Origin of the sequence: Mucilaginibacter rubeus (assembly GCF_014643835.1) — a bacterium.
Classification (GTDB): domain Bacteria; phylum Bacteroidota; class Bacteroidia; order Sphingobacteriales; family Sphingobacteriaceae; genus Mucilaginibacter; species Mucilaginibacter rubeus.
On the sequence record NZ_BMKD01000002.1, the window covers coordinates 832,739 to 846,814 of the forward strand.

Below are 14,076 nucleotides of genomic sequence, written 5' to 3' on the forward strand. Positions count from 1 at the left end.
CCATGAAAAAGGAAAATCTGATCCTCTTAGCCGACGCATATAAATACGCCCACCATAAATTTTACTACCCCGGTACCACCAATATTTACAGTTACCTGGAAAGCCGCGGAGGCATGTTCAACGAAACCGTTTTTTTCGGTCTGCAATATTTTTTGAAGGAATACCTGCAGGGACCGGCCTTTAACCAGGTTGATCTGGACGAAGCCGATGAATTTCTAAAACAGGTTTTCGGGCGTAATGATGTGTTTGATTGCAGCAAGTTTCAATACATATTGGATAAATACAACGGTCACCTGCCGGTGCGCATTAAAGCCGTTGCCGAAGGCACCAGCGTACCCACCGGCAACGTGCTCATGACCATCGAAAATACCGATCCTGAATGTTACTGGCTCACCAACTTCCTCGAAACCCTGTTGATGCAGGCTTGGTACCCCTGCACCGTAGCTACGCTTAGCCACGAGGTTAAAAAGGTAGTTACCCAATACTATGAAGAAACCGCCACACCCGAAGCTTTTGGTGGGATTGGCTTTGTGTTGAATGACTTCGGTTTCCGCGGGGTGAGCAGCGTGGAGAGTGCCAAAATAGGTGGGGCTGCGCACCTGCTTAGCTTTGCAGGCAGCGATAACCTGGCAGGATCGGGCATGGCTATTAAATATTACCATGCAGAGAAGGTATATGGCCTCAGCATCCCGGCTACGGAGCACAGCATTTGTACCCTGCTTGGGCAGCAAGGCGAACTGGAAGTGTTTAAGCATGTGCTGCGCAGCTTTCCCACTGGCGTCATTGCCTGTGTAAGCGATAGCTATAATATTTTCCGTGCCTGCAGCGAGTACTGGGGCGAGAACCTGAAACAGGAGATCCTGAAACGCGATGGTACACTGGTGATCCGCCCGGATAGCGGCGACCCGGTCATGACCTTACTGGAGATCTTTAACATCCTGTTCGATAAGTTCGGCTTTACCACCAATGCCAAAGGCTATAAAGTGCTGCCACCGCAGGTTAGGGTGATCCAGGGCGATGGGGTTAATTATACCGAGATAGGCGTCATTTATAAAGCCCTTAAAGAAAACGGCATCAGCGCCGAAAACCTGGTGCTGGGCATGGGCGGCGCATTACTGCAAAAAGTCGACCGTGATACCCAGAAGTTCGCCCTAAAATGCAGCAGCGCCGTCATAAACGGTAAAGAGGTAGCTGTAGAGAAAAGTCCGGCCGAAATGGACGCCAATGGCAACATTAGCACCAGCTTTAAAAAAAGCAAAGGCGGCCGCCTTAAACTGGTAAAAACTACTGAAGGCTACAAAACCATTCAGCAGGACGAACAACCTGAACTTGCCGACCAGCTGCAAACCGTTTTCGAGAATGGCCATATCATGAAAGATTTTACCTTTGAACAGGTGATTAATACCTTGCAACACCAATAAACCGCATAAACAAAAAAGCTTTATGCTTTAGGCCTTCTGCTTTAAGCTCTTATACAATGAAAAAACTACTTTTTGCCATAACCGGATATGAATACCTTGCCGAAAAAGTGCTTGCCCTTGGCCATTGCGAACGCGGCGAAATTGAAGTAAGCCGCTTTACCGATGGCGAACGCTACCAACGCATCCTATCCAACGTGGAAGGCCGCGAGGTATTGCTGATCGGCGGTACCGTGAGCGACAGCGCCACACTTGAACTGTACGACCTTGCTTCATCGCTGGTAAGTTATGGTGCCGATTCGCTTACGCTGGTGATCCCCTACTTTGGTTACAGCACCATGGAACGCGCCGTTAAACCCGGCGAAATTGTGACCGCCAAAACCCGCGCCCGCCTGCTCTCGGCCATACCAAAATCAAACCGGGGCAATAAGGTGATGCTGTTCGATCTGCATAGCGAGGGTATCCAGTACTACTTTGAGCAGGACCTGTACCCTGTACATGTGTACTGCAAGGATATTGTGATTGAGGCCGCCACCCAATACGGAGGCGACAATTTTGTAATGGCCAGCACGGATGCCGGCCGCGCCAAATGGGTGGAATCATTAGCGAATGATATGGGCGTAAATGCCGCCTTCATCCTCAAACGCCGCCTCAAAGGCGACCATACCGAAGTAAGCGCCATCAATGCCGACGTAGCCGGAAAAACAGTCATAATTTATGACGACATGATCCGCTCGGGCGGCAGCATCGTAAACGCCGCCCTCACTTATAAAAACGCCGGTGCCGGGGATATCTATGTGATCACTACGCATGGCCTGTTTGTAAACGATGGCATTGGGAAGTTAAAGGCCTGCGGAGCTATTAAAAAGCTGATCTGTACCGATACACATGTGAATTGTAAGGATCTGGAGGGGGATGATTTTGTGGAGGTGAGGACAGTGGCGGGGTTGATTTGTGGGTGAAGCGCTAAGAGATTTTTTAAAAGAATTTGTTATTCAAAGAAACTAAGCGATATCAAAGCAAAAAGAGTATTCCAAAAAGAGATCAAATTATGCAAGATATAAGGGACCGTTTTCTTTGGCAAAGCAAGATTAACTATATAAAGGAATCACTCCTAAAATGAGTTAAGCTTTCAGCTTAACTTTATGACAGTTATATCGTTTATTACTATTTAGGCCATGCAAGCAAAATGCTTGAACAGTTTTAGGTTCAAGTCGGGCTACCGCTTCGACCAGAATATATATTCCAGTTTCAGAGAACTGCCCTTGTTGTTCAAACATACAATAAGTAACAGCATTCGTAATTCAAGATTTCGTCTAAGATCTCTTGTACGCTTATATTAACTTTATTCCCAAAAGCCAAACATACCACTCAATCCAAATAAAAAACGATCTTTATTATAATAAAAAATAAAAACTGTTGGCTCAATACTTACAGGCGGTTCGTTATCAAAACCTCCTTGATATGCGTTTAAGAATTTGAAGGCTTTCGTAGCTTTTAATCTCGAAAAGAAGTATCCCGGGTCTTCACTTCGGCCATAAACTAAAACAGGGTGCTTTTTATATTCAAAGAAGCCGTAGTATTTGTCTTTCTTTAAAAGTAAACTATAAAGATCATCTTCTGCCAATGTTGTAAGTCTTACCTGATAGACACCTACTCCGACACTGGATGTAGAATCCTTATTCTTTTGAATTCTTAGCAGAATTGTATTTTTTTTCCTTGAATTAAAATAGCCAAATACAGAATCTATAATTTTTTTTTCAAAATTTTTACGTGGACACAATAAATGGATTTTCTTCGTCTGCCCCATTAAAATGATGCTCCAAAAAACAAAAAATAATAACAATGGAGCAGCAATAATTTTGCTTTTATTGATAATCATAATAAACAAGTTTAGGTCCCAATATTAATAGTTATATATTAATACTTTTTTTGTGTTGTAGTTAAATATTGACGTTGTAAAATCGCATACCGTTCGCGTATTGTTATTCATTGGAAAGTATTGATTTGATATAATGAACTAATGCTCTATCTCTTCGCTGGAGCACGCGTGCCGCGTGTTTCTTTCAACTGATCATGAATGTCTAATTAGGTGAAGTTACAAATTTGTCAAATATCTTTTCAAAACAAAACGGACAAGGTACACGCGACACGCGTGCACCAGTACTAAAACACTCAACACCGCAATCATATATACCGTATCTTTCAAGAATTAACCATAGCTTTAAAAACAGAAATCATCAACACAACCATGCCCACAAGAGAGCATAACCGATGACGCTTATCTATCTCATAAAAAATACCGCTAAATGAACCGGGAGTTAATAGAAAAATACGAGATTAATTTTACCAATAAGGTTATGGACATGGGCAAATGGGGTAAAAAGATTAGTAAGATACCACATACCAATAGTATAGCCAGCAGCTTTTTATATGGTTGGGGGGCGGATGACCTGATTGAAGAAGTAATCCCACAGATAGAAAAAGTACTCAGCGGTGAACTTGCCGAATATGAATCTGGTTCCGATCTTGTAGAAATTACGGTTTACAAAACCATTACGATATTTTATATAGATGATGTTGGGAGGAATTATCCGGAAATTCCTACTACAGAATTAAAAGAACTTGTAGAAGCATGGCGGGACTTTCTGTTACAGCCACCATTTGAGGGAGATGTCGTATTATAATGCGCTTTGCAGTGCTGAAGCTACCCCCGCTGCCGCAAGCGTCCTCGCTTGTGGCCCGTGTTCAGGTCTATAACATGACGATCCGCTTGCATAACTTAGCATGATGTCCACAAGCGAGGACGCTTGCGGGAGCGTTGAATTTATAAACTAATCTATTTCTACCTTAACCAGCCCTTTAACACCAGCATAATCTCGTGCCCCCGCTGCCGCAAGCGTCCTCGCTTGTGGCCCGCGTTCAAGGTCTACAACATGACAAAATACCTTGCATAACTTAGCATGATGCCCATAAGCGAGGACGCTTGCGGTAGCCTTCAATTTATATGCTAATCCAATATTACATCAACTAATCCTTTGATATCAGCATAATCTCGTGCGCTGCTATAGAGATATTCATAATCATTTTCAACAAAACCGGCAACTACCGGATTATTGTGGGTATAATCTATTTTTTGTTGTATAACGTGATTACTCCAAAGTTCAATAGGTTGGTTGTGTTGTTGCCAAAATTGATTTTTTGTATTATTTGAGTTTGCTGCGCCAGCTTTTTTAAATGAATTTAAAAGCCATTCGCGTCTGCTCTCTTGTATATTTTCATCAATCAACTTGATAAGTTGTCTCGATGTTACAGATTTAAAACCACCTATCAACTCCTCGGGTTTAATCCGCTCTGATCGAAATACCAAATGAACATGGCTTGGCATAATACACCAGGCATATACTTCCATTCCCTTTTCATGCACACAAAAATTAAGATTATCTACCACGCAATCAAAGTACAATCGTCGCACAAATACATCAATCCAAAACACCGTGGCAAAACTCACAAAGTACATTCCTTCGGAGTTATGGAATTTATAATTACGACTCATATTTAAAAATACATTTTATCTTTCTCTATCCCAAGCGTCTCCTTATAACCCACATTTAGTTAATCAACCACCTGTTGTTTTAGCATGATGTCCACAAACGAGGACGCTTGCGGTAGCGTTTGATTTAACCCCCTCGCTGGCGCACGCGTGTTAAGGCTGCTTATCTAAGTTGTAAGCCTTACAACTTTTCAAAAATTATGTAATATTCCATTGTTCATATTAATTCGTACACATCGGGTAGAGAAAAAGCAGCACGTTAACTATCAGCAGCGCATAATAACCTACCCGCTTATTTGTTTTACTAAATAAAATCATGCCCAAAAGCGATACAATAAATATGGATAAGTAAATAATATACCACATTTTAGATTGATAAATTGAATAAGCTGAAAAAAAATCACTGCCAAATGAATAATCACTATTTCCGTAAAAAACATTATACAATTCAGAAATATTAAACAGCAAAAAGATAATTGGAATAACATTGATCAGAACTAACTTCAGCGTTATTTGATTTTTCATTTTTCTATATAATTTATGGGGGCGGTGGGTTGATGTATTTTGAGTGTCTTATATTTAAAATTCGGAGTATCCCAGCAGCCGCAAGCGTCCGCCCCACTGGTCGAAGTTTAGCGATAGCGTAACTTCGTCCTAAAATGATTTAAGCTTTCAGCTTAATTTTTGACGGTGGTAATTACTTTACTGCCAGTCGGACTACGCAGGCAAAATGCGTGCATAGTTTTAGGTCTAAGTTACGCTATCGCTAAACTTAGACCAAGTTAAGCTGAATTTACAATGCTTAAGACCTCAGCTTTCGATAAAAGCTATCGCAAGGCTTAAATAAACTACATTAGCAACACTTTCCAGGCATCCATTACCCGGCCGTTATCTAACAATTGTTTGGCTTTTAAATGCAGGTGCAGAGTGTGGGTGTCACTGGTGGCAGCATCAACCAGTTCTTTCATTTCATCGGTTTTGCTAAAAGCGCTTACCTCCTCATGGGATGGCAGCGTTTCAACAAGCCCCAATAGCCCCAGATCATTCCCGGTTAATACTTTGGAGTATTTAACCTCTATTGGAAAAGCATCTACACCGATACCTATGCCGGCGCTGCCTGTTGGTTTGGAAATTTTAAATAAATTATCACTGGTTACCCTGCAATACCAATCGCCGCCTAAACGGGCCACCAGATCTATTTTATGCGGGTCTATTTTATCATTAGCGTCCAAAATAGCTTCGCTGATATGGATCCGTTTCACCTCGGCAATAACCAAATTACCTGCGCCCCCGTTTTTTCCTAACGATATCACATCATTCACTGCACATTCCAATTGAACGGTCGACTCCGCTACCCTCGGTGGCTTTACCGTATCCGAAGCCAATTCGGTAAAGCCCGCTTTTGCAAATTCGTTTACCCCTTTTTTGTAATCCATACTGGTTAAATAGGTCTGTTGCACCATCTCGTAGTTCACAATATTGATCACACATTCAGGCACTTCCAAAACGTTTTCGAGTGTGTGCTTAGTGGTATTATCCCGCGCCCTGCTTGTGGGCGAAAAAACACATATTGGCGGGTTGATACTAAAAACATTAAAAAAACTAAACGGACTTAAGTTAACCTCGCCGCTTTTGTTGATAGTGGATACAAAACATATTGGCCGGGGTGCAATGGCATAGTGCAGATAAACCTGCATTTCCGCCGGTGTTAACGATGCTGCATCAATAGTTCTTAACTTCATTCAAGTTTTATTTAAAGCTTAATCGGCCAACCAGCTATTTCCTTTAATCCGGTACCAACCCTTTACGAGGAGCCAGGCGCCCCCGTTTTATTTAACACCGGCCTGGCCATCCGGCGAACGCCTCCATCTGAAATAAGCATCCAACACTTTAAGCGACGCAAGGTCCGGAACAGGGCCGGTATGCGCCGTTTGGGAAAAGTACATTACTACCGGACGGGCAGGGCTGTAGGCCGGCCATTCGGGCTTTCCGGCACCATTGGGGTCGCCATACTTTGCAAAGTTTGTCCAGTAAGTACTCATCGCATCCGAAATATCCAGGTTTGCTTTAGCCTGCGCACCTGAGGCATTAAGCAGGCCGAATACGTAAGCCACTTCCTGTGCATGCGGCGATCCATAACCTGTCTGCGGGGAACCTGCCGGATACTCGGGGTGTTGATCAAAATAATAATAAAAAACCTTAGATTTACCCCTTTTTGCCTGTAATGTAGCCCAGCTCCAGGTATGCCAGCCAAACGCCGCATCACGTGTTAAGTCGCGCGCGGTTTTTGCTACCGTACCTGTGCCGGGCGGATAAGCCTTGATAAGTTCATCGGCGAATTTTCCATAGCGGTTTTTTACTGCGGCGATATAGTCATCCGTAGTTTTAGGCGGCGAAAAACTGGCTCCTTCATCAGAGTTATAACCAACCAGTATCGGTATGTCGTTGTACTTCCCGGCTTCGTAGAGCCTGTACTGATCATCGGGAATCACCCAACCATCAACAATGGGCCATGCAAGCCCGCGTACGGCAGGGAGCTTATCAGCATCAACTTTTCGCAAACTGTCAATTGAGGGATACCCGGCACCTTTAGCATATGCTTCGCCGGCAGCCTCGGCATCATGCAGCTTTTTCATATTTTCGCCCGGAAAGGTTGTGGTACGCGTTGGGCCGAATGAGCCCCCGCTTTCGGAAATAGCCCCGCGAAACAGTCCTTTAGCCAATGGGCTTGCACATAACATACTAACCGCGATGCCTCCTGCCGATTCGCCAAAAATAGTTACCTTGCCAGGATCGCCCCCAAAGGCCGCGATATTTTGTTTAATCCATTTAAGTGCCGCTATCATATCAAGAAGGCCGTAGTTACCCGAAACGTGGTTGGGGCTTTCGGCGCTTAATTCGGGGTGCGCCAAAAATCCAAGCTGGCCCACGCGATAGGCGATGCTTATCAGCACTACATTTTTTTTTGCCAGATTGGCACCGTTATAAGCCCATTCGGCAGTGCCACCTGCATTGAAAGCACCGCCGTAAATCCATACAAGGACCGGAATTTTGCTATCGGGCGATTTAGCAGGCGTCCAAACATTCAGGTACAAGCAATCTTCACTTTTTCCCGACACAGGGTTGCCCCCCTGCATGGGTTCAGGGGCAAATCTGTCCGCCAGGCGCACACCATCCCATTTCGCGGCGGGCTGCGGAGGGCACCAGCGCAATTTGCCTACCGGAGGAGCGGCAAATGGAATACCTTTATAAACTGTGAGGCTATTTTCAAAGGTACCCTGCAGCAGCCCTTCATTTACCTTAACAGGAGCCGGTTGTGCATTGGCAGCTACCACAGTAAGCACTGAAGCAAGCATAAAAATTAAACGTCTCATAAAATTGCGATTGGTTGTTCAAAACTACCATTAAACCGCTAAATCGCAACTGTGAAAACAAGTATTTTACCGTGCTGGTGCGCGTTTCGCGGGTATCTCTAAACTAATATCAGATAAAGCACATGCGGCACATGTGCACGGTAATAAAAGTTACTCAAGCCTCGGGGCTGACGAAGCGAAGCTTCGTCATATACACAGATAAGCGCAAAGCTAATCTTCCCGGATTTAAGCAATGGTGGCAGTACTTTGTCACCATCAAGACTCCGTCAACTAGCCTCATCTAAAAAACATCAAAAAACGGATAAAAATATGCTAAAAAATCAGCCCCTGTTTGGATTAAGGGTGAAACACTAAACAAATACTCCAAAAAGTTTTAAATACTGATTATCAATAATTTAACTATGTTCCATGCAAAAACACAAACCACTGATTATCAACGAATAACATTTTTAACCTGTTCCGTTATTTTACACTTAAAAAATGGAACACATGGATTTTAAAAAAAAGAAGCACCGGCCTTTTTTCATTTTTTTTTCGGGAATCAAAAAATTGGGACAGCCCATTTGTTACAATGGTTTCTGGCCACAAACGCGCCTGCACATTATTTAAGAAACAAAAAGGGGCAGCAACCTACACCAGGCACTGCCCCTTTTTTGAAAAACTGTAATAAGCAAACCATTTAATACAGACGATTAATCTGCCCGGCTCTCCCCGCTCCCAAATATCATCCTTAGTGCCTGGTCGCGTGTTAAAAAAGCCACCGCCCAGTTATACAAAGTTTTAATTTTATTATTATAATTCACTAAGGACATCAGGTGGATAAATAGCCATACAAATAAAGCCGCAATACCGCTAAGGTGTACCTTGTGCTTAAACAGGTCGACCACGGCATTATGCCGGCCAACAATGGCCATATCTCCCCTGTCGAAATATTTAAATGGTTTTATGGCTTTGCCTTTTGCCATGGCTATAAAGTTCTTAGCGGTATTGCGTCCCATTTGTATGGCAACCTGTGCCAGTTGCGGGTGCCCTTTGGGATAAACCGGGTCGGTTATTTGCACACTGATATCGCCTATGGCGTATATATCTTCAAGGTCTTTAACCCGGTTATATTCATCAGTGATCATGCGGCGGCCTATGCCTAAACTACTTGCAGGGATGCCCTCAAAAGTATTGGCAATGATACCGGCAGCCCAAATCAGGGTTTTAGCTTCAAGTGTTTCACCATCGGCAAAGGTTATCACACCGTTATTAAAATCGTTTACATGGGCATTTAATTTAACTTCAACACCCAACTCAATCAGTGCCTGGCGGGTTTCCTTGTGGGTTTTATCACTCATGGGGGCAAGCAAATCAGGGCCGCCATCAACTATGTAAATTTTACCTTTTGCATTCATTAGCTCGGGGTAATCCTTTTTCAGGATATAGTTTTTCATTTCGGCAAGCATACCAGCTACTTCAACACCAGTTGGACCGCCCCCGGCAACTACTATGGTTAAAAGCTTTTGACGCTCTATCGGATCGGTAGTAATGGCTGCCTTTTCCATTGTTTTAATAAGGCTGTTACGCATTCGGAGCGCGTCATCAATTTCTTTAAGGGAGATGGCATTTTGTTTGATACTCTCAATCCCGTAAAAATTTGTACTTGCACCGGCCGCGAAAACGAGGTAATCATAAGATAGCTCGCCATTACTCAAATAAAGAATCTTTGCCGCAGGATCAACCTTAACCATGGCTGCCATACGGAAACTCAATCTTTTATCCCTGAAAAGCTTACGGAAGGGATAGCTGATACTTGATGGTTCAAGGAAACTGGTTGCTACCTGGTAAAGCAGCGGTGTAAAATAATTGTAGTTATTTTTATCAACCAGGGTAACATCATAATACTTGTTTTTATATAGCTGCTGTGCAATGTTAAGCCCGGCAAAACCGCCGCCAACAATTACTATCTTTTTTTTGCCGCTCTGGGGTGTTATACTTGTCATGATACTTAATATTTTATAGGCAGGTAAAGCAGGATCAGGTCCCGATCTGAAAAATATTCCGGCTTCATTTGCCTCGTTTTTCTAACATAAATTTACTAAAGTTTATGGCAACCAGCCTCATCTTAGTGTAAATATTACACACTTAAAAACTCAACCCATTCCGCTGCATTACCTCACCTATGCGATACAAAATTGCGCAGTAATACCTGATTAAAAATGGCTAAAGTTCTGATGTTTTGGTCTATTTTACGGTTCGGGACAATTAATGATTGCAGTATGACAAATCGCAACCAAAACTGTTAATTCGAAGAAGATTTGAAAAACTAACTAAAGTAATTATTTAGAGTCTACTAATTTCATATAAAATATTTGAATAGAGTTAATAGACAATCTTTGGATTTAAGCTTAGCGCTTTTTGCGTTCCGCTTTTAGCTTTCAAATCCTGATACCTAACGGCTACTTAACCAGGTATTGAAGATTAGAAATATGAATAGGCGCGGGTTTATATTTTAATGAATATCCCTGGCGTGCTGATAACACCGCTTTAATTTCAGACATAATCGATAAAGCTATCTCTTCGGCCCCCTCTGCGCCTATATCCAAGCCTACCGGGCCATAGATGTTGTTCATTTGTGCTTCGCTGATAGATATGCCTGCATGTTCAACTTCTGCCAGCATACGCTCCAATTTCTTTTTGGGGCCGAGGATACCGATATAAGGTAACGATGTCGGTAATAGTTCTTTAAGCAGCGCTATCTCATAGTTATAATTGTGGGTCATCATAACAATAGCCGTACGACCATTGATCTTTATATTTGATAATACCTCAGCCGGTTTGGCAGTTACAACATTTTGAGCAACCGGGAAGCGCTGCTTAATGGCATAATTAGGCCGGCCATCTATCACGGTAATATTCCAGCCTAAAACCGCAGCTATCCGTGTTAAAGGAATTGCGTCGTTACCTGCCCCAACAATCACGAGCGAAATCACAGGTTTAATATGTTCTACAAAGGCAGTATATTCAGTATCAGCCTGGTAAAACCGTATTTCTGATCGCTGTTCCTCCAGTACCCTTTCGGCATCACTTACCAAAGTAACCTGGTATTGCAGGCGCCCGGGATGGCTTATCGTAAGTTTATCTTCGGTAAGGCAAAGGCAGGTACCGGGCTGTGGCGCTTTTCGGTCTTTAATAGAAAATACCGTTGCAAGTACGGCATGCTGACCATTGCTGACGATATTTTTCAACAGACTAATTGGGTTATTGATATCGCTGGTTATGGGTTCAATGAGAATATGGATAATACCGTTGCAACCCAATCCTACGCCCAGCTTGGCATCATCATCGTCGGTAGTATCATAGGTTACCAGTAAAGGTTGCTGCTGCAGGATCACCAGGCGGGCTTTGCGCAGGGCATCGCCTTCCAAACACCCGCCGCTGATGGCGCCGGTAAGTTGCCCGTCCTCAGTAATCAGCATACGTGCACCGGCCCGACGATAGGCAGAGCCTTCCACCAATACAACAGTAGCCAGGGCAGTTTTTTTTCCCAGCGCATATGCCTCATCATAGGCAGCAACAATATCAATGATCTCTTTCATCAGCAGCTTTACAGCTATATCAGTTTGTCGGGTGTTATGGGCAGTTCCCTTACCCTTTTGCCCGTAGCGTTATAAATGGCGTTTGCCAAAGCAGGAGCTACCCCTATCAACGAAATTTCGCCAATACCTTTGGTGCCTACCGGATTCAAAACCGGATCGGGCTTATCAATAAATATAGCTTCTATCTGCTGGATATCGGCATTTACCGGCACGTGGTAATCGGCAAAGTTACCGTTAATGTAGCGCCCGTAACGCTCATCAAAAACAGCTTCTTCAGTCATGGCCATGCCAACGCCACCAACCGCGCCGCCAATCATCTGGCTGCTGGCGGTTTTGTGGTTAACTATTTTTCCGGCATCAACACAGGCTACAATCTTCTTGATCTTTACCTGCCCTGTAAGCGGGTGTACATGCACTTTGGCAAAATGCGCCGAAAACGAGTACATGGAATATTTTTGCGCTTCTGGATTGCCTTTTGATTCTTGTGTAAGCTCAACCGAGGGCATATTGTTTTGCTTTAACACAGCAACGTAATCAATAGGCTCCATACTATCGGCAGGTTTGCCGGCCATGGTGTACAGCTTCTGTTTTAAAGCCACACACACATCATGCACCGCCGAACCAACAGATGATACCGTTGCCGATCCACCCTGCGTTGGCGCATTAGGAAAAGCCGAATTGCCCAGCTCAAACGTGATCTTATCCGCGGGAATCCCCAAAGTATCAGCAGCTATCAATACCATCGATGTGCCGGTGCCTGGGCCAATATCGCTCGTCGCACTCTGAATATTTACGCTACCATCAGCCATTAACTTTATTTTAGCCATGGCATTGCCCCGGTATGCACCAAACGCACCGCAGCCTATCCCGTAGCCTACCAGCCATTCGCCCTCTTTATTGGTACCAGGTTGTGCTTTACGATCGGCCCAGCCTATGGCCTCGGCCCCTTTCTGGTAACATTCCTTTAGGTATTTGCTCGACCATGGCTTGTTCCGTTCAGGATCGGTATCGGTATAGTTTCTTAGTCTTAGCTCTATGGGATCGAGGTTAAGCTTGTAAGATAACTCATCCAGCGCCGATTCAAGTGCGAAAGAACCTGTAGCCTCCCCCGGACCGCGCATAGGCGCAGGTACGCCTACATTTAAAGGCACTACCTTGTAAAGCGTATTTACATTAGGGCTGTTATATAAAAACTGCGATACATTTACTGCCCCCTCAGTAAATTCCTCATACACTGCCGTTTGCGAATGCGATTCATGGGTAATGCCAATCAGCTTACCATCGGCAGTTGCGCCCAGTCCTATTTTTTGGATGGTTAAAGGGCGATAACCTACCTGCGTAAACATCTGTTCGCGGGTAAGTGTAAGTTTAACCGGGCGTTTTACCAGCTTGGCTGCCTGTGCGGCTGCAATTTCATGTGGCCAGGTACGTAATGAAGAGCCGAAAGCTCCACCAACAAACCTCGAATTGATCTGCACATTATCGGGGTTAAGCCCGAACGCCGCAGCAATGGATCGCTGGGAACCTTTTACCCCCTGCGATTTGGTATACAGTGTAACCTTATCATCCCCATCCCAAAAAGCGGTGGTGACGTGCAACTCCATAGGGTTATGCACTTCGGTAGGAAGCAGATATTCCTCCTCAACCATTACCGGGGCATTTTTATAGGCATTTGCCTCACCGCGCACATAATCTTTATAATTACCTTTTTGCGGGGTTACTCCTTTATCTATGTTTTTATGAAAATCAGTTTCAAAAGGCTCCGTATTGTAAGTTGCTTTAACCAGGCTTGCCGCATAGGTAGCACGTTCAAAGGTATCAGCAACTACCAGCGCGATGGGTTGCGCGTTAAAGTAGATCTTATTATCATTAAATAACTTAAGCCCGCGTACCGGCCTTTCGGCTCCGGCCTGATAACCCGGTACTTTTGGCGCATTAAATGGCGTAATGACAGCAAGCACCCCCGGCGCACGCTCGGCAGACCTGGTATCAAGTGCAGTTACTGTACCAGAAGCAATGGTTGCCGATACCAGCACCCCATAGGTGAGGTTGGGGACTTTATACTCACCGCTGTATTTAGCTCCGCCGGTTACTTTTAACCGGCCATCAACACGGCTTAAGGAATCGCCAATTGCGTCTTTTTTCATGAA

Annotated in this window: 10 protein-coding genes; 3 read left to right on the forward strand and 7 right to left on the reverse strand. The window is 44.1% G+C overall.

The window, feature by feature from the left end:
- The first annotated feature begins 2 nt into the window (after positions 1-2).
- Together IEX80_RS10040 and IEX80_RS10045 are read left to right on the forward strand one after the other, a co-directional pair.
- Positions 3-1,421 carry a nicotinate phosphoribosyltransferase gene (locus IEX80_RS10040; protein WP_188832780.1) on the forward strand — a complete coding sequence of 473 codons (1,419 nt, stop codon included), beginning with the start codon at positions 3-5 and terminating at the stop codon, positions 1,419-1,421.
- Positions 1,422-1,477: 56 nt separating this feature from the next.
- The gene (locus IEX80_RS10045; RefSeq protein ID WP_188832781.1) at positions 1,478-2,380 is read left to right on the forward strand and encodes a ribose-phosphate diphosphokinase; all 903 of its coding nucleotides are present in this window, start codon (positions 1,478-1,480) and stop codon (positions 2,378-2,380) included.
- 383 nt (positions 2,381-2,763) lie between these two features.
- Here the strand turns inward: IEX80_RS10045 and IEX80_RS10050 are convergent, their stop codons facing one another.
- On the reverse strand, positions 2,764-3,300 hold the full coding sequence (locus IEX80_RS10050) for a hypothetical protein (protein WP_091162070.1): 537 nt from the start codon (positions 3,298-3,300) through the stop codon (positions 2,764-2,766).
- Between the two features lie 427 nt (positions 3,301-3,727).
- On the opposite strand from IEX80_RS10050, the gene IEX80_RS10055 reads away from it, so the two are divergent.
- A complete protein-coding gene (locus IEX80_RS10055; RefSeq protein ID WP_188832782.1) occupies positions 3,728-4,105 on the forward strand; it encodes a hypothetical protein in 378 nt (125 codons plus the stop codon).
- Between the two features lie 323 nt (positions 4,106-4,428).
- On the opposite strand, the gene IEX80_RS10060 is transcribed toward IEX80_RS10055, so the two are convergent.
- The 6 genes from IEX80_RS10060 to IEX80_RS10085 form a co-directional block, all read right to left on the reverse strand.
- Positions 4,429-4,974: a transposase gene (locus tag IEX80_RS10060; RefSeq protein WP_176627712.1), complete on the reverse strand. Its 546-nt coding sequence runs from the start codon at positions 4,972-4,974 to the stop codon at positions 4,429-4,431.
- A gap of 845 nt (positions 4,975-5,819) precedes the next feature.
- The gene (locus IEX80_RS10065) at positions 5,820-6,713 is read right to left on the reverse strand and encodes a flavin reductase family protein (protein ID WP_090532884.1); all 894 of its coding nucleotides are present in this window, start codon (positions 6,711-6,713) and stop codon (positions 5,820-5,822) included.
- A gap of 87 nt (positions 6,714-6,800) precedes the next feature.
- Positions 6,801-8,345, reverse strand: coding sequence for a carboxylesterase/lipase family protein (locus IEX80_RS10070; protein ID WP_090532885.1), 1,545 nt, complete (start codon positions 8,343-8,345; stop codon positions 6,801-6,803).
- Positions 8,346-9,037: 692 nt separating this feature from the next.
- Positions 9,038-10,330 carry an NAD(P)/FAD-dependent oxidoreductase gene (locus IEX80_RS10075; protein WP_188832783.1) on the reverse strand — a complete coding sequence of 431 codons (1,293 nt, stop codon included), beginning with the start codon at positions 10,328-10,330 and terminating at the stop codon, positions 9,038-9,040.
- A gap of 456 nt (positions 10,331-10,786) precedes the next feature.
- On the reverse strand, positions 10,787-11,926 hold the full coding sequence (locus IEX80_RS10080; protein ID WP_176627716.1) for an XdhC family protein: 1,140 nt from the start codon (positions 11,924-11,926) through the stop codon (positions 10,787-10,789).
- A 14-nt stretch (positions 11,927-11,940) separates the two neighbouring features.
- Complete coding sequence (locus IEX80_RS10085; RefSeq protein WP_090532889.1) at positions 11,941-14,073, reverse strand: xanthine dehydrogenase family protein molybdopterin-binding subunit; 2,133 nt, start codon at positions 14,071-14,073, stop codon at positions 11,941-11,943.
- Positions 14,074-14,076 lie beyond the last annotated feature (3 nt).

What these genes read in the sequence shown, in the direction of transcription:
- IEX80_RS10040 (WP_188832780.1), top strand. Translation starts at nt 3, where the DNA reads ATGAAAAAGGAAAATCTGATCCTCTTAGCCGACGCATATAAATACGCC.
- IEX80_RS10045 (WP_188832781.1), top strand. Translation starts at nt 1,478, where the DNA reads ATGAAAAAACTACTTTTTGCCATAACCGGATATGAATACCTTGCCGAA.
- IEX80_RS10050 (WP_091162070.1), bottom strand. Translation starts at nt 3,300, where the DNA reads ATGATTATCAATAAAAGCAAAATTATTGCTGCTCCATTGTTATTATTT.
- IEX80_RS10055 (WP_188832782.1), top strand. Translation starts at nt 3,728, where the DNA reads ATGAACCGGGAGTTAATAGAAAAATACGAGATTAATTTTACCAATAAG.
- IEX80_RS10060 (WP_176627712.1), bottom strand. Translation starts at nt 4,974, where the DNA reads ATGAGTCGTAATTATAAATTCCATAACTCCGAAGGAATGTACTTTGTG.
- IEX80_RS10065 (WP_090532884.1), bottom strand. Translation starts at nt 6,713, where the DNA reads ATGAAGTTAAGAACTATTGATGCAGCATCGTTAACACCGGCGGAAATG.
- IEX80_RS10070 (WP_090532885.1), bottom strand. Translation starts at nt 8,345, where the DNA reads ATGAGACGTTTAATTTTTATGCTTGCTTCAGTGCTTACTGTGGTAGCT.
- IEX80_RS10075 (WP_188832783.1), bottom strand. Translation starts at nt 10,330, where the DNA reads ATGACAAGTATAACACCCCAGAGCGGCAAAAAAAAGATAGTAATTGTT.
- IEX80_RS10080 (WP_176627716.1), bottom strand. Translation starts at nt 11,926, where the DNA reads ATGAAAGAGATCATTGATATTGTTGCTGCCTATGATGAGGCATATGCG.
- IEX80_RS10085 (WP_090532889.1), bottom strand. Translation starts at nt 14,073, where the DNA reads ATGAAAAAAGACGCAATTGGCGATTCCTTAAGCCGTGTTGATGGCCGG.